Source organism: Polaromonas sp. (assembly GCF_031411155.1).
Classification (GTDB): Bacteria; Pseudomonadota; Gammaproteobacteria; order Burkholderiales; family Burkholderiaceae_C; genus Polaromonas.
In genome coordinates, this window is the sequence record NZ_JANOAL010000077.1 from 1 (window position 1) to 22,751 (window position 22,751).

22 protein-coding genes and 1 pseudogene are annotated in these 22,751 nt (G+C 63.3%); 5 read left to right on the forward strand and 18 right to left on the reverse strand.

Annotated features, from left to right (window positions below; translation table 11 throughout):
* The 15 genes and pseudogenes from RMO23_RS04440 to RMO23_RS04510 form a co-directional block, all read right to left on the reverse strand.
* A pseudogene (locus tag RMO23_RS04440) lies at positions 1 to 212 on the reverse strand (tRNA pseudouridine(38-40) synthase TruA); the annotation flags it as partial.
* A 29-nt stretch (positions 213 to 241) separates the two neighbouring features.
* Positions 242 to 3,037, reverse strand: a complete 2,796-nt coding sequence (locus tag RMO23_RS04445) for a FimV/HubP family polar landmark protein (protein ID WP_309678891.1) — start codon at positions 3,035 to 3,037, stop codon at positions 242 to 244.
* Between the two features lie 220 nt (positions 3,038 to 3,257).
* The gene (gene asd / locus RMO23_RS04450) at positions 3,258 to 4,397 is read right to left on the reverse strand and encodes an aspartate-semialdehyde dehydrogenase (protein ID WP_309678892.1); all 1,140 of its coding nucleotides are present in this window, start codon (positions 4,395 to 4,397) and stop codon (positions 3,258 to 3,260) included.
* A gap of 209 nt (positions 4,398 to 4,606) precedes the next feature.
* Positions 4,607 to 5,686: a 3-isopropylmalate dehydrogenase gene (gene leuB / locus RMO23_RS04455; protein WP_309678893.1), complete on the reverse strand. Its 1,080-nt coding sequence runs from the start codon at positions 5,684 to 5,686 to the stop codon at positions 4,607 to 4,609.
* A gap of 80 nt (positions 5,687 to 5,766) precedes the next feature.
* Positions 5,767 to 6,432, reverse strand: coding sequence for a 3-isopropylmalate dehydratase small subunit (leuD, locus tag RMO23_RS04460; protein WP_309678894.1), 666 nt, complete (start codon positions 6,430 to 6,432; stop codon positions 5,767 to 5,769).
* A gap of 11 nt (positions 6,433 to 6,443) precedes the next feature.
* Entirely contained in the window at positions 6,444 to 6,584 is a 141-nt protein-coding gene (locus RMO23_RS04465; protein ID WP_309678895.1) for an entericidin A/B family lipoprotein, read from the reverse strand.
* 12 nt (positions 6,585 to 6,596) lie between these two features.
* Positions 6,597 to 8,048, reverse strand: coding sequence for a 3-isopropylmalate dehydratase large subunit (leuC, locus tag RMO23_RS04470; RefSeq protein ID WP_309678896.1), 1,452 nt, complete (start codon positions 8,046 to 8,048; stop codon positions 6,597 to 6,599).
* Positions 8,049 to 8,088: 40 nt separating this feature from the next.
* Entirely contained in the window at positions 8,089 to 9,015 is a 927-nt protein-coding gene (locus tag RMO23_RS04475) for a LysR family transcriptional regulator (protein ID WP_309678897.1), read from the reverse strand.
* A 311-nt stretch (positions 9,016 to 9,326) separates the two neighbouring features.
* Positions 9,327 to 10,637 (reverse strand): citrate synthase, encoded by a 1,311-nt coding sequence (gltA, locus tag RMO23_RS04480; protein WP_309678898.1) that lies wholly within the window; start codon positions 10,635 to 10,637, stop codon positions 9,327 to 9,329.
* Between the two features lie 22 nt (positions 10,638 to 10,659).
* Positions 10,660 to 10,983 (reverse strand): succinate dehydrogenase assembly factor 2, encoded by a 324-nt coding sequence (locus RMO23_RS04485; RefSeq protein ID WP_309678899.1) that lies wholly within the window; start codon positions 10,981 to 10,983, stop codon positions 10,660 to 10,662.
* A gap of 22 nt (positions 10,984 to 11,005) precedes the next feature.
* Positions 11,006 to 11,710: a succinate dehydrogenase iron-sulfur subunit gene (locus RMO23_RS04490; protein ID WP_309678900.1), complete on the reverse strand. Its 705-nt coding sequence runs from the start codon at positions 11,708 to 11,710 to the stop codon at positions 11,006 to 11,008.
* 46 nt (positions 11,711 to 11,756) lie between these two features.
* Positions 11,757 to 13,550, reverse strand: coding sequence for a succinate dehydrogenase flavoprotein subunit (gene sdhA, locus RMO23_RS04495; RefSeq protein ID WP_309678901.1), 1,794 nt, complete (start codon positions 13,548 to 13,550; stop codon positions 11,757 to 11,759).
* A gap of 64 nt (positions 13,551 to 13,614) precedes the next feature.
* Positions 13,615 to 13,980: a succinate dehydrogenase, hydrophobic membrane anchor protein gene (sdhD, locus tag RMO23_RS04500; RefSeq protein WP_309678902.1), complete on the reverse strand. Its 366-nt coding sequence runs from the start codon at positions 13,978 to 13,980 to the stop codon at positions 13,615 to 13,617.
* A gap of 17 nt (positions 13,981 to 13,997) precedes the next feature.
* The gene (gene sdhC, locus RMO23_RS04505; protein WP_309678903.1) at positions 13,998 to 14,444 is read right to left on the reverse strand and encodes a succinate dehydrogenase, cytochrome b556 subunit; all 447 of its coding nucleotides are present in this window, start codon (positions 14,442 to 14,444) and stop codon (positions 13,998 to 14,000) included.
* Between the two features lie 130 nt (positions 14,445 to 14,574).
* The gene (locus RMO23_RS04510; protein ID WP_309678904.1) at positions 14,575 to 15,357 is read right to left on the reverse strand and encodes a GntR family transcriptional regulator; all 783 of its coding nucleotides are present in this window, start codon (positions 15,355 to 15,357) and stop codon (positions 14,575 to 14,577) included.
* 188 nt (positions 15,358 to 15,545) lie between these two features.
* Between RMO23_RS04510 and RMO23_RS04515 the strand changes: the two genes are divergently transcribed.
* The 4 genes from RMO23_RS04515 to RMO23_RS04530 all read left to right on the forward strand — a co-directional run bounded on the left by RMO23_RS04515 (position 15,546) and on the right by RMO23_RS04530 (position 20,891).
* Complete coding sequence (locus tag RMO23_RS04515; RefSeq protein WP_309678905.1) at positions 15,546 to 16,532, forward strand: malate dehydrogenase; 987 nt, start codon at positions 15,546 to 15,548, stop codon at positions 16,530 to 16,532.
* 7 nt (positions 16,533 to 16,539) lie between these two features.
* Positions 16,540 to 17,529, forward strand: a complete 990-nt coding sequence (locus tag RMO23_RS04520) for an aldolase/citrate lyase family protein (RefSeq protein WP_309678906.1) — start codon at positions 16,540 to 16,542, stop codon at positions 17,527 to 17,529.
* A 34-nt stretch (positions 17,530 to 17,563) separates the two neighbouring features.
* Positions 17,564 to 18,193 (forward strand): hypothetical protein, encoded by a 630-nt coding sequence (locus RMO23_RS04525; RefSeq protein ID WP_309678907.1) that lies wholly within the window; start codon positions 17,564 to 17,566, stop codon positions 18,191 to 18,193.
* A gap of 82 nt (positions 18,194 to 18,275) precedes the next feature.
* Complete coding sequence (locus RMO23_RS04530; RefSeq protein WP_309678908.1) at positions 18,276 to 20,891, forward strand: bifunctional aconitate hydratase 2/2-methylisocitrate dehydratase; 2,616 nt, start codon at positions 18,276 to 18,278, stop codon at positions 20,889 to 20,891.
* 55 nt (positions 20,892 to 20,946) lie between these two features.
* Here the strand turns inward: RMO23_RS04530 and RMO23_RS04535 are convergent, their stop codons facing one another.
* Together RMO23_RS04535 and RMO23_RS04540 are read right to left on the reverse strand one after the other, a co-directional pair.
* On the reverse strand, positions 20,947 to 21,330 hold the full coding sequence (locus tag RMO23_RS04535; protein WP_309678909.1) for a MarR family transcriptional regulator: 384 nt from the start codon (positions 21,328 to 21,330) through the stop codon (positions 20,947 to 20,949).
* Complete coding sequence (locus RMO23_RS04540) at positions 21,327 to 21,617, reverse strand: DUF6516 family protein (RefSeq protein WP_309678910.1); 291 nt, start codon at positions 21,615 to 21,617, stop codon at positions 21,327 to 21,329. The genes RMO23_RS04535 and RMO23_RS04540 overlap by 4 nt, the downstream gene beginning before the upstream one ends.
* Positions 21,618 to 21,757: 140 nt before the next feature.
* Here RMO23_RS04540 and RMO23_RS04545 point away from each other — a divergent pair, with 140 nt between their 5' ends.
* Complete coding sequence (locus tag RMO23_RS04545) at positions 21,758 to 22,288, forward strand: BON domain-containing protein (RefSeq protein WP_309678911.1); 531 nt, start codon at positions 21,758 to 21,760, stop codon at positions 22,286 to 22,288.
* Between the two features lie 7 nt (positions 22,289 to 22,295).
* On the opposite strand, the gene nrdR is transcribed toward RMO23_RS04545, so the two are convergent.
* A complete protein-coding gene (nrdR, locus tag RMO23_RS04550) occupies positions 22,296 to 22,745 on the reverse strand; it encodes a transcriptional regulator NrdR (RefSeq protein ID WP_309678912.1) in 450 nt (149 codons plus the stop codon).
* Between the last annotated feature and the right edge of the window lie 6 nt (positions 22,746 to 22,751).

The window sequence follows — 22,751 nt, forward strand, 5'->3', positions numbered from 1 at the left end:
GTGTCTCGGGCCAGGAGGGTGTCAAAGTGCACGACCTGCATCAGGCCGTGCACGCCGGCATCGGTGCGGCCGGCGCACAGGGTGCGCACCGGCTGGGTAGCGAACCGGGCCAGCGCAAGTTCCAGCTTGTCCTGCACCGTGTTGCCCGAGAGCTGGCTTTGCCAGCCTTCGTAAGCGCTGCCGCTGTAGCTGATGCCTAGCGCAATCCTCACCCGGCTTGACTCACCATGGCCCGACAGGCTCAGGACAGCGCGTTGAGAAACGCCTGCGCCTTGACTCTGAGGGGGCCGCGGGCGTTGTCCAGCACCTCTTCGGCCAGTGAGCGGGCGCCGTCCGGATCACCCAGGGCGCGGAATTCTTCGGCCAGCTGAAACTTGGTTTCCAGCGGGTCGTTGGACGCGTCGGCCATGGCGTGTGCCGGGCTTTCGGTGGTCGGGCCGTTCAGGTCCAGCGACAGCGAGTCCATGTCAAATTCAAGCAGGCCGCTGTCGTTGGCCGGTGCCGGTGCGGCGGCCACGACAACCAACGGCGCCGGTTGGGACAGCACAAAAGAAGCTGCCGCCAAATTCATGTCGTCGGACTCGAATTCAATGTCGTTGGGGGCTTGCGCAGGCTTGGGCGCCGACGCTGGCGATGCCGCCGACGGGGCGACCGGCGCACTGGCGAAGTCCAGGTCCAGGCCCTTGAAGGCCTGGTCCGGCGCAACGGCGACAACCGGTTGCGTCACTTGCAGTGGCGCCGGTTTGGTGGCTGCCGGGCTGGCGACAGGCGCGGCCGCGCTGATGGCCGGGTAGGGCGCATCGTCCAGCGAGAAATCGAGGTCAAGGTCTACATCCACGGCGGACATGGCGGCCGAACTGGTGCCATGTGCCCTGGCCAGCGGCATGGTGTCGGGGCCGGTGTTGGCGGAACCGGCCATGGGCTTGGAGCGGCCCGGCGGGTGTCCGCCTGGCTGGTACATCGGGTTTTCGGGGTCAAGGTCGCGCCCCATTTCACCGATGTAAGTCCAGTCGGGGCCATTGCCGTGCGTCAGGTTGAAGGCTTCGATGGCGACCATCTCAAACGCCTTGCTGTCGCGGCGCTTGGCATAGATTTCCAGCAGTTTGGAATGAACCGCCACCCGCGTCGGGCTGGTGCGCATCGCCTCCTTGAGGATTTCCTCGGCCTGCAGATCGCGCCCGTAAGCCAGGTACACATCGGCCTCGGCCACTGGGTCGACATCGCCAGCGGCATCCAGCTGGCTGGCCGAGTACACCAGCGATGATCCGGTGGCCGTGCCGTTTTCAGCGGTGTCTATGCGTTCGCCGCCACTGGCGCCGAAGAAGGAGTCTGGCTGCAGGCGGCTTTCCAGGAAGGAGCTGTCGATCTGGGAGGCATTCTTGTGCTGGCGATAGCGGTAAAAACCAAAGCCGGCGAGCAGGGCCAGCAAACCACCGCCCAGCGGCAGCAGCAAGGGGTTTTCCAGCAGATCGTCGAGCAGACCGGGTTCGGCAGCCGGTTGCGCGGCGGCCACCACCACCACGGGTGGTTTGACCGCAGCAGCCGATGCGGCAGCGGCAGGTGCGACGGCCGTGGCCGATAGCGCCGCAGCGGACGCGCCGGTCAGGGCGGCGCTGGCCGTGCTGGTGGGGAGGCTGGCCGTAGCCGCGCTGGCCGTTGGCATGGCCGCCGGGCTGACGGCCGAGGCGGCGACCGGAGCCGCTGCGCTGCTGGCAGCAGCCGTCGTGGCGGCAGGGGTTGCGGCGGGCGCAGGCGGCGGTGACAGGCTGGGCGGCGCGGTGACTGCCGGTCCGGCGATTTTGGTCGCGGCGGCGACCGGCGCTGCGGTGACGGCCGGTGAGCCGGGGGCCGCAGTGGCCGGAACAGCAGGGGCCGTCAACTTGTTGAGGTCACTGATGTTTTTGGACAGCTCGGCCATGCGGGTTGACGCTTCCCTGGCCTGGCGTTCCTTGGCAATCTTGTCCTCGGCGGCCGAGGCCGGGGCCGCGGCCTTGCCTTGAACCGAACCCTTGGACAGGGTCAGTTTGTCTGGCGTGGCACTGGCCGGCGCGCGGTCTTCCACCTTGGCCTGCACGCTGCCGCCCGCCTGGCGGTCTGCGCCGGCCACTTGCGTGGTGGACACGCCTCGCGCCAGATTGCGGCGAAAGTCGTTGAAATCCTTGCTTTGCGCGATGATGGTTTGGGTCGCCTCACCGGCCGAAGCGGCGCTGGCGGCTGCGGCCGTGGGCATGTCAAGCACCGCGCCGGCCTTGATCCGGTTGACGTTGCCGCCTATGAAGGCCTCCGGGTTGTTCTTGAGCAAGGCCACCAGCATCTGGTCCAGCGACACGCTGGCCGGTTTGTTCTGGGCCGCGATTTTGCTGGCGGTGTCGCCGGCTTTGACGGTGAGCTGTTTGTCGCGGGGGGCGGGTTTTTCGGCTGGCTTGGCCTGGACCCGGGCCGCAGCAGGCGCCCTGGCCACGGGCGCTGGCCTGACAGCGGCGGGTGGCGCAGCCACCGCAGGCGGCAGGGCGGCGATGGTCCGGGCCGGCGCTGGCGAGGCAGCAGGTGCGGGTGCCGCCGGCCGTGACAGCACGGGGGCCGTGGGCGCAACCGCCACGGCGCTACTGCCGGCGGCGCGCAGGTTGGGCGGGTCGAACAGCATGGTGTAGTCGCGGGTAATGCGACCGGTTGACCAGTTGGCCTGCAGGATCAGGTCGACAAAGGGTTCGGTGACCGGGCGGCTGCTGCTCAGGCGCAGGAAAGCCCGGCCATCGGCGCGGCGCTGCAGGTTTACCTCAAGGCCGGTGACAGCGGCGGTGTACTCCAGGCCAGCGGCCTTGAAGGCGTCTGCCGGTGCCACGCCCGCGCGCAGGCTGGCGGCTTCTTCAGCGGTGATGTCGGTCACGTCGATTTCCGCGCGCAGGGGCTCGCCCAGTGCCGACTGAACGGTGATCCGGCCCAGGGCCAGTGCATGGGCTTCCAGGCTTGCCAGGCTGCCCAGCAAGGCAATGGCACTTGCCAGGGCGCCAATGCGCCAACGACCGGGATTATTCATGGGGTGTTGAGCCTCCAGTGCTCGGGCTGCCTCTAACTTGGTACTGCTGAAACGCACATAAACCTCGATGCGGATTTTTCGAAAAACAACCTTAACATCAAGGCATTAGGCTGACAAGCTAAGACACCACTTAAGTTTTGACACAGCGCGTTAGCGTGAACTTACAAGTTTTTGTTGTTGTCTATGGGCAACGTCCTGTCACAGGTGGTTACGGGTTGACTCAAGCCTGCAGCAGGATGCGCAGCATGCGGCGCAGCGGCTCGGCAGCGCCCCACAGCAGCTGGTCGCCCACGGTAAACGCACCGAGATAATCTGGCCCCATGGCCAGCTTGCGCAGGCGTCCGACCGGAATCTGCATGGTGCCGGTTACCGCCACCGGCGTCAGGTCCTGGATGGAGGCTTCGCGCGTGTTGGGCACGACTTTGACCCAGTCGTTGTCGGCCGCGATCAGGGCTTCGATGTCGGCCAGCGGCACGTCTTTCTTGAGCTTGAAGGTCAGCGCCTGGCTGTGGCAGCGCATGGCGCCTATGCGCACGCAAAAGCCGTCGACCGGGGTTTCGGCCGTGCCAAAGCTGGCACCCTGGCCCAGAATCTTGTTGGTCTCGGCGCCGCCTTTCCATTCTTCCTTGCTCATGCCGTTGCCCAGGTCCTTGTCGATCCACGGAATCAGCGAGCCGCCCAGCGGCACGCCGAAGTTGGCGGTCTCAACGGCGCTCAGCGACTGCTGTTTGGCCAAAATACGGCGGTCAATTTCGAGGATGGCCGATTTCGGGTCGTCGAGCAGGGCCTTGACTTCGCTGTTGAGCGTGCCGTACTGGGTCAGCAACTCGCGCATGTGCTGTGCGCCGCCGCCCGAAGCGGCCTGGTAGGTCATGCTGGTCATCCATTCGACCAGGCCAGCCTTGTACAGCGCGCCCACGCCCATCAGCATGCAGCTGACGGTGCAGTTGCCGCCGACCCAGTTGTTGCCGCCCTTGGCCATGGCGTTCTGGATGACGGGCAGGTTGACGGGGTCCAGGATGATGACGGCGTCGTCATTCATGCGCAGGGTCGAGGCGGCATCAATCCAGTGGCCTTGCCAGCCGGCGGCGCGCAGCCTGGGGAACACGTCTGAGGTGTAGTCGCCGCCCTGCGCCGTGATGATGATGTCGCACTTCCTGAGCGCTTCAATATCGTAGGCGTCTTTCAGCGTGGTTTCGTTCTTCGCCTGGGCCGGGGCCTTGCCGCCGGCATTCGACGTGGAAAAGAAAACCGGCTCGATCAGCTCGAAGTCGCCCTCGGCCTGCATGCGGTCGATCAGCACCGAGCCGACCATGCCGCGCCAGCCTACGAGTCCGGTGAGATTGCCTGTGAGTTTCATGGTCGCCCTTCAAAAAGTACTAAAAAGTAGGCTTTTCTGGCCCGGCCCATCGAGCCGGAGGGCACGACGAACCGGGCTTGCTAGCCTTTAATGGTGGTCGTTTTGGTGATCTGGGCAAAAACCGGCGCTCGGCTTCCCGCGCGCCAAGCGGCGGTACAGCGGAGAAGTGCGGGGTTTTTGCGCATGTCCTAATTGTAGCCAGGCTTGCCTTAGCCTTGCCTGACGAGGGCGTTGACCACGGCATCGCCCATTTGCGCGGTGCCTACCCTGGTTGTGCCTTCGCTATAAATGTCGGGTGTGCGCAGGCCCTGTGTCAGCACGGCGTCCACGGCTTGCTCGATGCGCGCGGCGGCTTCGGGCTGGTTCAGGCTGAAACGCAGCATCATGGCGGCGCTCAAGATGGTGGCCAGCGGGTTCGCCACGCCCTTGCCGGCAATGTCGGGCGCGCTGCCATGGCTCGGTTCGTACAGGCCCTGGTTTTTGTCGTTCAGGCTGGCCGAGGGCAGCATGCCGATGGAGCCGGTCAGCATGGCGGCGGCGTCGCTCAAAATGTCGCCAAACATGTTGCCGGTGACGACCACGTCGAATTTCTTGGGCGCCTTGACCAGCTGCATGGCGGCGTTGTCCACGTACATGTGGTCCAGCGCCACGTCGGGGTACTGCAAACCGACTTCGGTCACCACGTCTTTCCAGAGCTGGAAGGTTTCCAGCACATTGGCCTTGTCGACGCTGGTGACGCGCTTGCCGCGTTTGCGCGCCGCCTGGAAAGCCACATGCGCAATGCGCTCGATCTCGGGGCGCGAATAGCGCATCGTGTCAAACGCTTCTTCTGCGCCGGGGAAATGCCCGTCGGGCGAGACGCGGCGACCGCGTGGCTGGCCGAAGTAAATGTCGCCCGTCAACTCGCGGATGATGAGGATGTCCAGTCCCGAGACCAGCTCGCGTTTCAGGCTGGAGGCGTCAACCAGCTGGGCGTAGCAAATCGCCGGGCGAAAGTTGGCAAACAGGCCCAGGTTTTTGCGCAGGCCCAAAATCGCCTGCTCGGGTCGCAGCGGCCGGTCCAGCGTGTCGTACTTCCAGTCGCCCACGGCGCCAAACAGCACGGCGTCGGCGTCTTGGGCGAGCTTCAGGGTGGCCTCGGGCAACGGGTGGCCATGGGCCTCGTAGGCGGCGCCGCCTACCAGCGCGCTTTCCATGTCGAACTGCAGGTCCAGCGCATTAAGCACCTTGACGGCTTCGGCGACGATTTCGGTGCCAATGCCGTCACCCGGGAGGATTGCGATTTTCATGTCGTTTCACTATCTTTTTTGTAGCTACCAGTGCCTATATTCATTGGACTAGAGCCTTGTTTTGTCAACAAATGACGGATTCAGCCGCCTGCGGCTAGGGGGTTGATGCTGTGATTGAGCCAGGGCTTCTTCGCCAGCCGCTCGGCCTCGAAGGCCTTGATCTTGTCGCTCTGGCGCAGGGTCAGGCCAATGTCGTCCAGCCCGTTGAGTAGGCAGTATTTGCGGAAGGCTTCCACCTCGAAGGGAATTTCTTCGCCCTGGGCCTTGACGATCACCTGGCGCGCCAGGTCAATCGTGAGCTGGTAGCCGGGGAAGGCGGCCACTTCGTCAAACAGCTGGGCCACTTGCGCCTCGGGCAGGGCTATGGGGAGCAGGCCGTTCTTGAAGCTGTTGTTGAAGAAGATGTCGGCGTAGCTGGGCGCGATGATGGCGCGAAAGCCGAACTGGTCCAGCGCCCACGGCGCATGCTCGCGTGACGAGCCGCAGCCAAAGTTCTTGCGCGCCAGCAAAATCGAAGCGCCAGCGTAGCGCGGCTGGTTCAGCACGAAGTCCGGGTTCGGCTTGCGGCTGGCAATATCCTGGCCCGGAAATCCCGCGTCGAGGTAGCGCCAGGCGTCAAACAGATTCGGGCCAAAGCCGGTCTTGCGGATCGACTTGAGGAACTGCTTGGGAATGATCGCGTCGGTGTCGACGTTCTCGCGGTCCATCGGCGCGACGAGGCCCTTGTGTACGGTGAATTGTTGCATGGTGATGCCCCTTATTTTTTGACGGCGTTTTCGACGGCAGAGCCGGCGCGCTGCACGTCCTGGCCAATGCCCCGGACGGTATTGCAGCCCGCCAGCGCCCAGGCCGACAGCAGGGCCAGGGCGACGACACACAGTGAGCTGATGTTTTTCATGCGGTCTTTCCTTCAGACAAATTGGCGGACATCGACAAAGTGGCCATGCACGGCCGCCGCCGCCGCCATGGCCGGGCTGACCAGGTGGGTGCGGCCACCGGCGCCCTGGCGGCCTTCAAAATTGCGGTTGCTGGTGGAGGCGCAGCGCTCGCCCGGCTCCAGCCGGTCGGCGTTCATGGCCAGGCACATCGAGCAACCCGGTTCGCGCCACTCAAAGCCGGCGGCCAGAAAGATCTTGTCCAGGCCCTCGCGCTCGGCCTGCTCCTTGACCAGCCCCGAGCCCGGCACCACCATCGCCAGCTTGACGTTTTTGGCGACTTTTTGGCCGATTTTCTTGACGATGGCGGCCGCTTCGCGGATGTCTTCAATGCGGCTGTTGGTGCAGGAGCCGATGAACACCTTGTCGACATACAGGTCGTTCAGCGCCTTGCCCGGCTCCAGTCCCATGTAGCTCAGCGCGCGCTCGATGGCGCCGCGCTTGTTGGCGTCTTTTTCCTTGTCCGGGTCGGGCACCCGGTCGTTGATCGACAGCACCATTTCGGGCGAGGTGCCCCAGCTCACCTGCGGCAGGATCTGGCTGGCGTCGAGTTCGACCATGGCGTCAAATTTCGCGTCGGGGTCGGACTGCAGCGTGGCCCAGTAGGCCGCGGCCATGTCCCATTCGGCGCCGCCGACAAACTGGCCGGTCTTGGGGTCGGTGCCGGGCGCCAGCAGGCGGCCTTTCACGTAGGCTATGGTTTTGGCGTCCACCGCCACCAGGCCGGCGCGCGCGCCGGCTTCAATCGCCATGTTGCAGACCGTCATGCGGCCTTCCATGCTGAGCGCGCGAATCGCCGCGCCGGCAAACTCGATCGTGTAGCCGGTGCCTCCTGCCGTGCCGATCTTGCCGATGATCGCCAGCACGATGTCCTTGGCGGTGCAGCCCTTGGCCAGCGTGCCGTCGACCTTGACCAGCAGATTCTTGGCCTTTTTGGCCAGCAGGGTTTGCGTCGCCATCACATGCTCGACCTCGCTGGTGCCTATGCCGTGCGCCAGCGCGCCAAACGCGCCGTGGGTGGAGGTGTGCGAGTCGCCACAGACCACCGTCATGCCGGGCAGGGTGGCGCCGTTTTCGGGGCCAATCACATGCACGATGCCCTGGCGCCTGGAGAGAAACGGAAAGAAGGCCGCCGCGCCAAATTCCTTGATGTTGGCGTCCAGCGTGGTGATCTGCTCCTTGCTGACCAGGTCGGTGATGCCGTCATAGCCGCGCTCCCAGCCGGTGGTGGGCGTGTTGTGGTCGGCCGTGGCGACGATGGAACTGATGCGCCAGACCTTGCGGCCGGCCTCGCGCAGGCCCTCAAAGGCCTGCGGGCTGGTGACTTCATGCACCAGATGGCGGTCGATGTAAAGAATGGCGGTGCCGTCTTCTTCGGTGTGAACGACGTGCTCGTCCCAGATCTTGTCGTAGAGGGTGCGTCCCATGGTCTTTCCTTCGGAGGTCTTCGTGGTTTCAGGAGTGATTTTAAAGGGCTGCCGGTGCGGCCAGGTGCTGCACCAGCAGCCGGGCAGTCACCGGCAGGGTAGAAAAATCGCGCGCCACCAGCTCGATCTGGCGCGTCGCCCAGGCATCTAGCAGGGCAATGGATTCGAGCGCGCCCACCCCGTGCATGAGTTCAAACGCGCGTTGCGGCATGACGCCGACGCCCAGGCCGTTGTCGATCATGCGGCACATGGCGTCCAGCCCGGTGACGTGGATGCGCAGCCGGATGGTGCGTCCGACGGCGGCGGCGGCTTGCCGCATGGCCAGGTAAATCGAGCTGGTGGAGTGCAGGCCGACCTGGTCGTAGTCCAGCGCTGCTTCAAATTTGATAGCGCTGTGCGCGCACAGCGCGTGGCCCCTGGGCACAATCAGCACCAGTCTGTCGTCGCGGTAAGGCAGGGTCTGCAACTCACCGACGCCGTTGGCGGTGTTGCAGACACCAAGGTCGGCCGCGCCTTCCTGCACCGCGCGTACCACCTCGGTGCTCAGGTGTTCTTCCAGGTCGATTTTCACTTCGGCGTGCTGGCGGATGAAGGCGCCCAGGTCTTCGGGCAGAAACTGCACGATGGCCGAAATGCTGGCATGCACCCGCACATGGCCGCGCACGCCGTCGGCGTATTCGCTGAGTTCACCCTGCATCTTGTCCAGGCTGAACAGCACCGAGCGCGCGTGGTGCAGCAGGCTTTCGCCGGCCGGTGTCAGGTCCACGCCGCGGGTGTGGCGATACAGCAGCGGCGTGCCCAGCGTGGCCTCCAGGTCCGACAGGCGCTTGCTCACGGCCGAAGCCGCGATGAATTCGCGCTCGGCCGCCTTGCCGATGCTGCCGAGCTCGCACACCGCCACAAACAGCTGAAGCGAGGTCAGGTCAATGCGGCGGGCAAAATTGCGTTCTGAGCTTTTGGGGGCCATGGGCGGGAAGGGCGGGGTGATCGGGTCATCGCTGCTGGCGATGGTTGTACGATATTTTGCGCGCAAGCATCCGTCTTTGACATCGCAATCCGCGAAGGCTGGCCTGCCGAATCATGCAGTTCCGGCTCCAGGGCATCGTTTAGGGGTGTTTCAGGCCGCTAGCCCAGGTGCACCGCGCGTAGTGCGCTATTAAAAACATAGCATGCAGTGGCCGCCGGGGAAACCCGATTGCTACGGCTCCAGAACCTGCGGACAGCAAAAAGCCCGCCGATGTCGCCATCGGGCGGGCTTTTTGCCAGAACGCCGGCGGATTAACGCTGGGCGAGGGGCTTCACGTCACGCTGCACCGAACCGGTGAACAGCTGGCGCGGACGGCCAATCTTGTACTCGGGGTCGCCAATCATTTCGTTGAGCTGGGCGATCCAGCCGACGGTGCGGGCCAGCGCAAAAATGGCGGTGAACAGCGGCACCGGAATGCCGATGGCGCGCTGCACGATGCCGGAGTAGAAGTCGACGTTGGGGTAGAGCTTGCGCGAGACAAAGTAGTCGTCTTCCAGCGCGATCTTTTCAAGCGCCATGGCCAGCTTGAACAGCGGGTCGTTTTCCAGGCCCATCTCGTGCAGCACTTCCTTGCAGGTTTCCTGCATCAGCTTGGCGCGCGGATCGTAGTTTTTGTAGACGCGGTGGCCAAAACCCATCAGCTTGACGCCGGAGTTCTTGTCCTTGACCTGCTTGATGAAGTCGCCGATTTTTTCGACACCGCCGTTTTTCTGGATGTCGCCCAGCATGTTGAGCGCCGCTTCGTTGGCGCCGCCGTGGGCCGGGCCCCAGAGGCAGGCCACGCCGGCGGCAATGGCGGCAAACGGGTTGGTGCCCGACGAGCCGCACAGGCGAACCGTCGAGGTCGAGGCGTTCTGCTCATGGTCGGCATGCAGGATGAAGATGCGGTCCAGCGCGCGCTCAAGCACCGGGTTGACCTTGTACTCCTCGCACGGCGTGGCAAACATCATGTGCAGGAAGTTGCCGGCGTAGCCCAGGTCGTTTTTGGGGTACATATAGGGCTGGCCCACGGTGTACTTGTAGGCCATGGCGACCAGCGTCGGCATCTTGGCAATCAGGCGGATCGCGGCAATTTCGCGGTGCTCCGGGTTGTTGATGTCGGTGCTGTCATGGTAGAAGGCCGACAGCGCGCCGACCAGGCCGGTCATGATGGCCATCGGGTGCGCGTCACGGCGGAAACCGCGCAGGAAAAACTGCATCTGCTCGTTGACCATCGTGTGATTGGTTACGCGGCTGACAAAGTCTTTCTTCTGGTCACCGTTGGGCAGTTCTCCGTAGAGCAGCAGGTGGCAGGTTTCCAGGTAGTCGCAGTTGGTGGCCAGCTGCTCGATCGGATAGCCGCGGTACAGCAGTTCGCCCTTGTCGCCATCGATGTAGGTGATGGCCGACTGGCAGGCCGCGGTGGACAGGAAGCCCGGGTCATAGGTGAACATGCCGGTCTGGGCATACAGCTTGCGTATGTCCACGACATCCGGGCCTACGCTGCCCTGGTACACCGGCAAGTCGATGCTGGGGCTGCCGTTGCTGAAGGACAGGGTGGCTTTGTTGTCAGCTAGCTTCATTTCATGCTTCTTTCTAATCAAGTCAAAAGGGGACTGGCACCGCACCGCTTGCTGCAGGTCGCAACAAGTTTAAAACTTCAAGGGCCTCCGAAGTAGAGGCACTTGCCTGCGAATTTGTTTCAAGCAACTGCGGCGGCTCTTTGCGCCGCAGCAGCAGATCCAGCAAGTCGTTATCGGACAAATCCATTAAATCATTCAGGCCTTTTGCCTGCCTGACAGTGAGCGTGGACTCGTAACGCCCAAAGAACTTTTCGATCAGCAGATCGTTTTCCAGCAAGCCGCGCCGGCAGCGCCACTTGAGCTTGCTCAGGGCACGCTCATCGAGCAAAGCGTCGGGGGATTCCATGGCGACCCTGCCAAATACTTGATTAGACGGCCCTCAGGACCATCATTTCCTTGATCTTGCCAATCGCGCGGGTCGGGTTCAGGCCCTTGGGGCAGACGTCGACGCAGTTCATGATGGTGTGGCAGCGGAACAGGCGGTAGGGGTCTTCCAGGTTGTCCAGGCGCTCGGCGGTAGCTTCGTCGCGGCTGTCGGCAATGAAGCGGTAGGCCTGCAGCAGGCCGGCCGGGCCGACAAACTTGTCCGGGTTCCACCAGAAGCTGGGGCAGGAGGTGGAGCAGCTGGCGCACAAAATGCACTCGTACAAGCCGTTGAGCTCATCGCGCTCCTCGGGGCTTTGCAGACGTTCTTTCTCGGGCGGCACGTTGTCGTTGATCAGGTACGGCTTGATCGAGTTGTACTGCTTGAAGAACTGCGTCATGTCCACGATCAGGTCGCGCACCACCGGCAGGCCGGGCAGCGGCTTGAGCACGATGGTGCCGGGCAGCGTGCGCATATTGGTCAGGCAGGCCAGGCCGTTCTTGCCGTTGATGTTCATGGCGTCCGAGCCACAAACCCCTTCGCGGCAGGAGCGGCGGAAGGAAATCGTCGGGTCCTGCGCCTTGAGTTTCATCAGCGCGTCCAGCAGCATGCGCTCGCTGCCATCGAGCTCGACCTCGATGGTCTGCATGTAAGGCTTGGCGTCGGTATCGGGGTCGTAGCGGTAGATCTGGAAAGTGCGTTTGGACATGGGGTGTTCTCACGGGTCTTGTTGGCTGGGCTTGGTGCACTCGGTTTTAGAAGCTGCGCACGGTCAGCGGCACGGATTCCACCGTCAGCGGCTTCATCTGCACCGGCTTGTAGCTCAGGCGGCTGCCTTCGCTATGCCAGAGGGTGTGCTTGTGCCAGTCGGTGTCGTTGCGGCCATTCGGATGCGCGGGCGTGTCGCCGTAGTCGTCCACCGAATGCGCGCCGCGGCTTTCATGGCGGGCGGCGGCCGAGACGATGGTGGCCTGGGCGGCTTCGATCAGGTTTTCAACTTCCAGCGCTTCAATGCGGGCGGTGTTGAAGATTTTGGATTTGTCTTTCAGGCCGATCTTTTTGACCCGCTCGCGCAGCCCGGCGATTTTGGCCACGCCCTCGTCCATCAGGGCCTGGGTGCGGAACACGCCGGCATGTGTCTGCATCGCGCTGCGGATGTCATTGGCCACGTCTTGCGCGTATTCGCCGTCAGTGGCGTTGTCGAGCCGGGCAATGCGCGCCAGCGTCGCGTCGGCGGCGTCGGCGGGCAGAGGCTTTTGCGTCGTGGTTTTGTTGAATTCAACAATGTGGTTGCCGGCGGCGCGGCCAAACACCAGCAGGTCGAGCAGCGAATTGGTGCCCAGGCGGTTGGCGCCATGCACGCTGACGCAGGAGCATTCGCCCACCGCATACAGGCCATTGACGACTTCGCTTTGGTTGTCGGCGTTTTGCGTGACCACCTGGCCGTGGATGTTGGTCGGGATGCCGCCCATCTGGTAGTGGATGGTGGGCACCACCGGGATCGGTTCCTTGGTGATGTCGACGTTGGCAAAGTTGTGGCCAATCTCGAACACCGACGGCAGGCGCTTCATGATGGTCTCGGCGCCCAGGTGGGTCATGTCCAGGTTGATGTAGTCCTTGTTCGGGCCGCAGCCACGGCCTTCCTTGATCTCCTGGTCCATGCAGCGCGACACGTAGTCACGCGGGGCCAAATCCTTGTAGGCCGGTGCGTAGCGTTCCATGAAACGCTCGCCGTTGCTGTTGCGCAAAATCGCGCCTTCGCCGCGGCAGCCTTCGGTCAGCAGCACGCCGGCGCCATGCACGCCGGTCGGGTGAAACTGCCAGAACTCCATGTCTTCGAGCGGAATGCCGGCGCGCGCCGCCATGCCCAGGCCGTCGCCGGTGTTGATGAAGGCGTTGGTCGATGCCGCAAAAATGCGGCCCGCGCCGCCGGTGGCCAGCAAGGTGGTTTTGGCTTCAAAAATATGCACGTCGCCGGATTCCATTTCGATGGCGGTGACGCCGACCACGTCGCCATCGGCGTCGCGGATCAGGTCCATCGCCAGCCATTCGACGAAGAAGCTGGTTTTTTCCTTGACGTTTTGCTGGTACAGCGTGTGCAGCATGGCGTGGCCGGTGCGGTCGGCGGCGGCGCAGGCGCGTTGCACCGGTTTCTCGCCGTAGTTGGCGGTGTGGCCGCCAAACGGGCGCTGGTAAATCGTGCCGTCGGGGTTGCGGTCAAACGGCATGCCCATGTGCTCCAGGTCATACACGACCTTGGGCGCTTCGCGGCACATGTATTCAATCGCGTCCTGGTCGCCGAGCCAGTCCGAGCCCTTGACGGTGTCATAGAAGTGGTAGTGCCAGTTGTCTTCACTCATGTTGCCCAGCGACGCGCCAATGCCGCCCTGCGCCGCCACGGTGTGCGAACGCGTGGGGAACACCTTGGACAGCACGGCCACGTTCAGGCCGGCGCGTGCCAGTTGTAGCGAAGCGCGCATGCCGGAGCCACCGGCACCGACGATGACGACGTCAAATTTGCGCTTGGGGAGTTTGGAGGTTGTGGACATGGTTGTTTTTTAAATAGCGGAAATCGGAGGCGGCTGGATGTGAGCTTCAGGCGTCGCGGTCGACTCAGACGCGCCACAGCACCTGAATGCCCCAGCCGGCGCAGGCCACCAGCCAGACGATGGTCAGCACCTGCAGCGACAGGCGCAGCCACACGGCCTTGATGTAGTCCATCCAGATGTCGCGCATGCCGACCCACACATGGTAGAGCAGGGCCAGGATGACGGTGAAGGTCAGCACCTTCATCCACTGCGACGAGAAAATTCCGGCCCACTGGTCGTAACCGACCGGGCCCTTGCTGAAAATCACCTGGGCCAGCAGCAGCACGGTAAAAAGGGCCATCAGGGCCGCTGTGACGCGCTGGGCCAGCCAGTCGCGCAGGCCGTAGTGCGCGCCGACAACGAGACGTTTGGAGCCGTAGTTAACAGACATGGTGTGCTCTTTTTTAATTAGTAAAGACCGAACAGCTTGGCGCCCAGCACCAGCGTCAGGGCGATGCTCACGGCGAGCGTGAAAACGGCCGATGATTTGCCGAATTCCTTGCTGACCGCCGCGTGGCTGGTGTCCATCCAGAGGTGGCGCAGACCGGCGATGAAGTGGTGCAGGTAGGCCCAGATCAGGGCCAGCGCCACCAGCTTCCAGATGAATCCGGGCAGGCCCAGCATGCCGACGTTGAAGGCCGCCTTGAACCTGGCAAAAGAGATTTCGGAGGAGATGGAGCTGTCAAACATCCAGATGATGAAGGGCATCAGGATGAACATGATGGCCCCGCTGATGCGATGCAGGATGGAGACGATGCCTGCAAGGGGGAGGCGGTAGCTGGGGAGGTCGGTGAAGGCGTTGATGTTGCGGAATTCGGGCCGCTTTTTCGCTACGGTTGTCGCTGATTCGGACATACTGGGCTTTCTATGGTTCTGAGTAACTGCTTTGTAACCCGCAAAATTTGCTCAATTCAGGATTCTATTGCAATGCAGCAATAAGCCCGGTGGCCGTTGGCGGTGGCTGCGGATTTTTGCCATGACGGCCTCAATTCAGGGTGTTGTGGTAGTGGTGGGTGTCGGTGCGGTAGTAGCCCCGGCGCAACTCCATGGGCACGTCCTGGTAGGTGTAGGCGATCCGCTCGACGCTCAGCAGGGGCGTGCCGTGCTCTACTTTTAATAGCAGTTCACGCCCGTCAGTCGCTGGCTCGGCGCGTATTTTTTCTTCCGCCCGGACCATGCGCACATTGAACTCGGTTTCAAACAATGCGTACATCGGGCCGTGGTAGTTGGCCAGGCGCTCGGCGGTCAGGCCCTTGAACGGGGCGGCCGGCAGCCAGAGGTCTTCCAGAATGGTCGGCGTGCCGGCAAAGCTCAGCACCCGGCGCGCCTGCAGCACCGCGTCGCCGGTGCGCAGCGCCAGCGCCCGCGCAATGTCGGCGCTGGCCCGCAGGCGGCGGCAGTCGATGATCTCGCGCTGGGCCGGGCCTTCGCTGCCGGGCGTGCCACTGTCGGGCACCAGCTTGAGGAAGCGAAACTGCACATGCTGCTCGGCATGGGTCGCCACGAACGTACCCTTGCCCTGGCGCCGCACCACCAGGTTGTCGGTCGCCAGTTCGTCAATCGCCTTGCGCACCGTGCCCTGGCTGACGCGGTAGCGGGCGGCCAGGTCCATCTCGGACGGAATGGCCTCGCCCGGCTTCCACTCGCCGGACTGCAGGCTTTGCAGAATCAGGCCCTTGATCTGCTGGTACAGCGGGCTGAAGGCCGGCGTCGCCCCCGCGAAATCGTCGGCAGGAGCGGCGGGAGTAGGGGTTGGGATGGCGGCCATGTGAAGGGGGGTTCAATAGCCCAAATCATATCTTATATAAGACATAAGACAAATTGACTTTGAGCGATTTTCAAGCGTAAAATGCCGGGCTGAACCCGTAGCTGGGCTTGCGGGCAAACCCGCCGCCAGGCGCCACGCGCCGCCCACTGACCGCACGATTTTTTAAACCAACCTGAAAGTTCTCAATCATGAGCAAAAAACCCGTCCGTGTTGCCGTTACCGGTGCGGCTGGCCAAATCGGTTATGCCTTGCTGTTCCGTATTGCCTCCGGCGAAATGCTGGGCAAAGACCAGCCGGTGATTTTGCAATTGCTTGAAGTGCCGGTCGAAGGCCCGCAAAAAGCGCTCAAGGGCGTGATGATGGAGCTCGACGACTGCGCCTTTCCGCTGCTGGTCGGCATGGAGGCCCATGGCGACCCGATGACGGCGTTCAAGGACGCCGACTACGCGCTGCTGGTCGGTTCGCGTCCGCGCGGCCCCGGCATGGAGCGTGCCGAGCTGCTGGCCGTCAACGGCGCCATCTTCACGGCCCAGGGCAAGGCGCTCAACGCCGTCGCCAGCCGCAACGTCAAGGTGCTGGTGGTCGGCAACCCGGCCAACACCAATGCCTACATCGCCATGAAGAGCGCGCCGGACCTGCCGCGCAAGAACTTCACCGCCATGCTGCGCCTGGACCACAATCGCGCCGCCAGCCAGCTGGCCGCCAAGACCGGCAAGGCCGTGGCCGACATTGAAAAACTCACGGTGTGGGGCAACCACTCGCCCACCATGTACGCCGACTACCGCTTTGCCACCATCAATGGCGAGAGCGTGGCCAAGATGATCAACGACCAGGAATGGAACGCCAATGTGTTCCTGCCCACGGTGGGCAAGCGCGGCGCCGCCATCATTGAAGCGCGTGGCTCCTCGTCGGCTGCCTCGGCCGCCAACGCCGCCATCGACCACATGCGCGACTGGGCCCTGGGCACCAACGGTAAATGGGTCACCATGGGCATTGCGTCGGACGGCCAGTACGGCATCCCCAAGGACACCATGTTCGGCTTCCCCGTGACCTGTGAAAACGGCGAATACAAGCTGGTCGAAGGCCTGGAAATCGACGCCTTCAGCCAGGAGCGCATCAACAAGACGCTGGAAGAGTTGCAGGGCGAACAAGCTGGCGTGGCCCATCTGCTCTGAACCTTCGATGACGCATCCGCGCGACGTGTTGTTGGGTGCCCAGGCCGGTGCCGTGCGGCTCCCGGTGTGCGACCACTACAGTGGCGTGGAGGCGCGGATGCGCAAAAGCCTGCAGTTGCAGGCCGAGATGATCGAGGAATTTGGCGCCTGCGTGTTTGACGTGACGCTGGACTGCGAGGACGGCGCACCGGCCGGCGGCGAGGCCGACCACGCGGCCATGGTGGTGGCGCTGGCGGCGCTGGCCAGTGACAGGGCCCGCGTGGCGGTTCGGGTGCATGCGGTCGACCACCCGGCGTTCGAGGCCGACATGGCCACGATTGCCGGCAAGCTGGCCCGCCATCTGTCGCACATCATGGTGCCCAAGGTCGAGTCGCTGCAAGACGTGATCCGGGCCGAACAGGCGCTGACAGACGCCGCTGCCCCCGATCTGCCGCTGCATGTGCTGATCGAGTCGCCGGCCGCGGTGCACCGCGCCTTCGAGATCGCCGCCCATCCGCGGGTGCAGTCGCTCAGCTTCGGGCTGATGGATTTTGTGTCGGCCCACAGCGGCGCCATTCCGGCCGACGGCATGAGCAGCCAGGGCCAGTTCACCCATCCGCTGGTGCTGCGCGCCAAGCTGGAGATTGCCGCCGCCTGCCATGCCCACGGCAAGGTGCCCTCGCATTGCGTGGTGACCGAGTTCAATGACGCGCAGGCCATGACGCTGGCCGCCAGCCAGGCGGCGCGCCAGCTCGGCTACACCCGCATGTGGAGCATTCACCCGAACCAGATTCGCCCCATCCTGGAGGCCTTTGCGCCCAGTGACGGGGAGATTGAAAGTGCTATAAAAATAATAGCTGCTGCCGCCCGTTCTGATTGGGCTCCAATCAGTTTTGACGGCAAACTGCAGGACCGGGCGAGTTACCGCTACTACTGGCAGGTGCTGGAGCGCGCGCACCAGACCGGCCGTTCCCTGCCGGCCGAAGCCCAGGCCTATTTCCAGAGCGCTCATCACTGAGTTTTGTCCATCTTCACCAACCGTACACCCCCTCATGAAATCCCCACACACCTCGACCCTTGCGACCGCCCTGGCTTGCGCCTTCCTGCTTGGGGGCTCCGGCGCGGCCTTGGCGCAAGCCACTGCCAAGACGGCCAAACCCGCCGCCAAGGCCGCCGCCAGCAAAAAGCCCGCCGTCAGTGCCAGCCGCACCAACCTCAAAAGCGCCGCCAAGAATGTCGCCGCAGGCATTGAGGCGGCCGAAGCCGCCATGACGCCGGCCGAGCTGGCGATTGCCGAGCGGGTGCATGTGGGCAATCTGCCGTGTGAACTGGGCGCCTCGGTCGCGCTCACGCAAGACAGCAAGGCCCCCGGCTACTTTGACGTGCAGGGCAAAAACTTCAAATACCGCATGTTCCCGGTCGCCACCACCACCGGCGCCATCCGTCTGGAAGACCAGAAGGCCGGCGCGGTCTGGCTGCAACTGGCCAACAAGTCGATGCTGATGAACCAGAAACTGGGCATTCGCCTGGCCGACGAGTGCATGAGCCCGGCGCAGGTCGCTGTCGGTGAGGCGATGAAGCTGAACCCGCCCGCCAGCGTGCTGGATGCGCCCAAGCCTGTCCCCGTGGTGATTCCCGCCGCCGCCGTGTCCGCCGCCGCCGCCGCGTCCGCCGCCCAATAAGCGCCAGACACCCAGGCGCCGCACGATCTTTAGCGCCCCGCGCAAAACCAGTTCCCGATTTTTGAACCCAGGAGAAGCCAGCATGTCGTCCGAATTTTTGCAAACCTACCGCAACCATGTTGCCGAGCGCGCCGTGCAGGGCATCCCACCCCTGCCACTGTCCGCCAAACAGACCGCGGAGCTGATTGAACTCCTGAAAAGCCCGCCCAAGGGCGAAGAAGCGTTTCTGCTCGACCTGATTACCCACCGCGTGCCGGCCGGTGTCGATGACGCGGCCAAGGTCAAGGCCAGCTATCTGGCGGCCGTGGCGCATGGCACTGAAAAGTGCGCGTTGCTGTCGCGCGAGAAAGCCACGCAGCTGCTGGGCACCATGCTGGGCGGCTACAACATCAGCCCGATGATCGAGTTGTTGGCCGACGCCGAGGACAGCGTGGCCACGCAGGCGGCCAGCGGTCTGAAAAACACCTTGTTGATGTTCGACCAGTTCCACGACGTCAAGGAAAAAGCCGACAACGGCAACAAATACGCCAAGGCCGTGCTGCAAAGCTGGGCCGATGCCGAGTGGTTCACCAGCCGCCCCGAAGTGCCTGAATCGATCATGCTGACGGTGTTCAAGGTCGCTGGCGAAATCAATACCGATGATTTGTCGCCCGCCCCCGACGCCTGGAGCCGCCCCGACATTCCGCTGCACGCCATCGCCATGCACAAGAATGCGCGCCCCGGTGTCACGCCAGAGGAAGACGGCAAGCGCGGCCCGGTCAAATTCATTGAAGAACTCAAGGCCAGGGGCAACCTGGTGGCCTATGTCGGCGATGTCGTCGGCACCGGCTCCTCGCGCAAGTCGGCCACCAACTCGGTGCTGTGGTTCACCGGCCAGGACATTCCTTTTGTGCCCAACAAGCGCTTTGGTGGTGTCTGCCTCGGCAGCAAAATTGCCCCGATTTTCTACAACACCATGGAAGACTCCGGCGCGCTGCCGATCGAGCTCGACGTGAGCCAGATGGCCATGGGCGACGTGATCGAGTTGCGTCCCTACGACGGCAAGGCCCTGAAAGACGGCCAGGTGATTGCCGAGTTCAAGCTCAAAAGCGAGGTGTTGTTTGACGAAGTGCGCGCCGGTGGCCGCATTCCGCTGATCGTCGGCCGCGGCCTGACCGCCAAGGCGCGCTTTGCGCTGGGCCTGCCCGTGTCAACGCAGTTCCGCCTGCCGCAAAACCCGGCCGATAACGGCCGCGGCTTCACGCTGGCACAAAAAATGGTCGGCCGCGCGGTCGGCCTGCCAGAAGGCCAGGGCGTGCGCCCCGGCACTTACTGCGAGCCGAAGATGACGTCAGTGGGTTCGCAAGACACCACCGGCCCCATGACGCGCGATGAACTGAAAGATCTGGCCTGCCTGGGTTTCAGCGCCGACCTGGTGATGCAGTCGTTCTGCCACACGGCGGCTTACCCCAAGCCGGTCGATGTGAAGATGCACCACGAGCTGCCCGAGTTCATGAGCACGCGCGGCGGTGTGCCGTTGCGTCCGGGTGACGGCATCATCCACAGCTGGCTCAACCGCATGCTGCTGCCCGACACGGTCGGCACCGGCGGCGACAGCCATACGCGTTTTCCCATCGGCATCAGCTTTCCGGCCGGCTCCGGCCTGGTGGCGTTTGGTGCGGCTACGGGCGTCATGCCTCTCGATATGCCTGAGTCCGTGCTGGTGCGCTTCAAGGGCGACATGCAGCCCGGCGTCACCTTGCGCGACCTGGTCAACGCCATTCCGCTGTACGCCATCAAGGCCGGTTTGCTGACGGTGGCCAAGCAGGGCAAGAAAAATATCTTCTCGGGTCGCATTCTCGAGATTGAAGGCTTGCCCAACCTGAAAGTCGAGCAGGCGTTTGAGCTCAGCGACGCCTCGGCCGAGCGTTCCGCCGGTGGCTGCACGGTGCACCTCAACAAAGAACCGATCATCGAGTACATCACCAGCAACATCACGATGTTGAAGTGGATGATTGCAACCGGCTACTCGGACGTGCGCACCATCAAGCGCCGCATTGCCGCGATGGAAGCCTGGCTGGCCGACCCGCAACTGCTCAAGGGCGATGCCGACGCTGAATACGCCGCCGTCATCGAGATCGACCTGGCCGACATCCATGAGCCCATCGTCGCCTGTCCGAACGATCCGGACGACGTGAAGACCTTGTCCGACGTGGCCGGTGCCGTCATTGACGAAGTGTTCATCGGCAGCTGCATGACCAACATCGGCCACTTCCGCGCCGCGTCCAAGCTGCTCGAAGGCAAGCGCGACATCCCGGTCAAACTCTGGATGGCACCGCCGACCAAGATGGATGCCAAGCAGCTCAGCGAAGAAGGCCATTACGGCGTGCTGGGCTCGGCCGGCGCCCGCATGGAAATGCCGGGCTGCAGCCTGTGCATGGGCAACCAGGCGCAGGTGAAAGAGGGCGCCACGGTGTTCTCCACCTCGACCCGCAACTTCCCGAATCGCCTCGGGAAAAACTCCAACGTGTACCTGGGTTCCGCCGAACTGGCAGCCATCTGCTCCAAGCTGGGCCGGATTCCGACCAAGGCCGAGTACATGGCTGACATGACCGTGCTGACGGCTGCCAGCGACACGGTGTACCAGTACCTGAACTTTGACCAGGTCAAGGACTATACCGACATGGCCAATACCGTGAAGGATGGAGTGGCGGCCTGATTTTGATCAGCTCACCAGCAAATGAAAAAGCGGCCTTCGGGCCGCTCCATCACATTCACGCCGCCACTCGTTCCGGCAACTTCATGTCCACCACGATCTCCGACCACGGAACATGTACTCGGCCGTCGTCGGCGCGCTCCACCGCCATCCAGTCGATGAGCTGATTGACGTCGGTGTGAACGTTTTTGTAGTCGCGGCCTAGGCGGCGCGCGAGTTCGGCCACGGTTAATGGCCCGGATTGGCGCAGGGCGGCGATCAGTTCCCAGCGCTTGGGTGTGAAGGCGGCGAGCATCTGGCCCATTTGTTCGAAGTTCACGCCGAAGTGGGGCCGCACTTTTTCGCCGCGCGCAATCGCTTTCATGGCGGCAGCCGCCCGGGCACCGGTCTCGCGCAGGGATTCACCCACGGTCACATTCAAAATTTGAGGGTTGGTCGTCATTGCATGGCCTCCACGTCGCGGAGAAAGTCCGCCATCAGGGTTTCAATATCCACAAACTGGTACCGAAGCTCGCGTTCGGCAAGGTGCTTGTGGTCGCCTTTGCCGCGCTCGTTGTCATAGCCCACCACGCGCTCGCCGTCGCGTACAAATACCAGTCGGTACTTGAAAGGGTGCTCTGAGGGTGGCACCGGGGTGGGCACTTGCCACACCACCATCTCCACAATGCCGCCCGCATGGGGATTGCGGGTTTTGAAAAGGAGCTGGGCGCCTGCCATAAGGCGTATCATGCCATAGTATTATGGTGCTTAAAGCCATATTTTGTTGCGTGAGTTTCAATCGTTGTTTTTGATTGAAGGACAACCGTATGAGTCGCCCAATACCAATAGCCCTTAGGGTCGTCAACCAGTCGGACGGTAGAGGATGCGTCATGGCGGCATCCACGGCGCTTCGACGGCTTTTGTGCACCCTTCGATGTCTGTCCGCAGCAAGTCTTCTGGTTGCGGCTTTACCTCTGGCTGCCCAGCAGCGCAGCAATGCCTTCAATGACCCCTTTGTTCAGGTCACGTCGGCCATCGCCAATTGCCCGGTTCCCGAAGGGCCGCTGTACACCGAGCAGGAAGTGCGCGACGCCGCGCATGTGCGGGCGCAACACGGCGGCAGCTGCTACCGGGTGGGCCGTTGCCGGCTGGCCAATTCCTATCTGTACGACCAGGAAATCATTCCGCGCGTCTCGCAGTACATCAGGCTTGATGGTCGTTTCGACAACACCAGTGTGTGGGTGCAAGGCGAACGCCGGCTGGTCCTGCTCATGGGCTGTGTCGCCAGTCGCGAGCAGTCAGAGGCGCTGGAAAAAGCGGTCTGGCTGGTCGATGACGTCATGGGCGTCGTGAATTACCTGAAAGTGGGCGACGAAGCAGCGCGTTATCCGCTGGCGCAGCCCCAGGAAAAAACACCCTAAGTGCCGTCTAGCGCTTGACCTCGTCCACCAGCGCCCGGAACTCATCGATGTCTTCAAAACTGCGGTAGACGCTGGCAAAGCGGATGTAGGCGACCTTGTCGAGCTTTTTCAGCTCGCGCATGACCAGCTCGCCGATGCGGTTGGAGGCGACTTCGCGCAGACCCAGGCTCAACAGCTTTTCTTCGATGCGCTCGATGGCGGAGTCGATCTGCTCGGTGCTGACCGGCCGCTTGCGCAGCGCCAGGTTCATGGAGCCGAGGATTTTGCCGCGCTTGTATTCGATGCGCCTGCCGTCTTTTTTGACGATGGCCGGAAAGTTGACATCGGGCCGTTCGTAGGTGGTAAAGCGCTTTTCACAGGCGCTGCACTGGCGGCGGCGGCGTATGAAGTCGGCGTCTTCGGACACCCGGGTTTCGACCACCTGGGTCTCAAGGTTGCCGCAGAAGGGGCATTTCATGCGGCC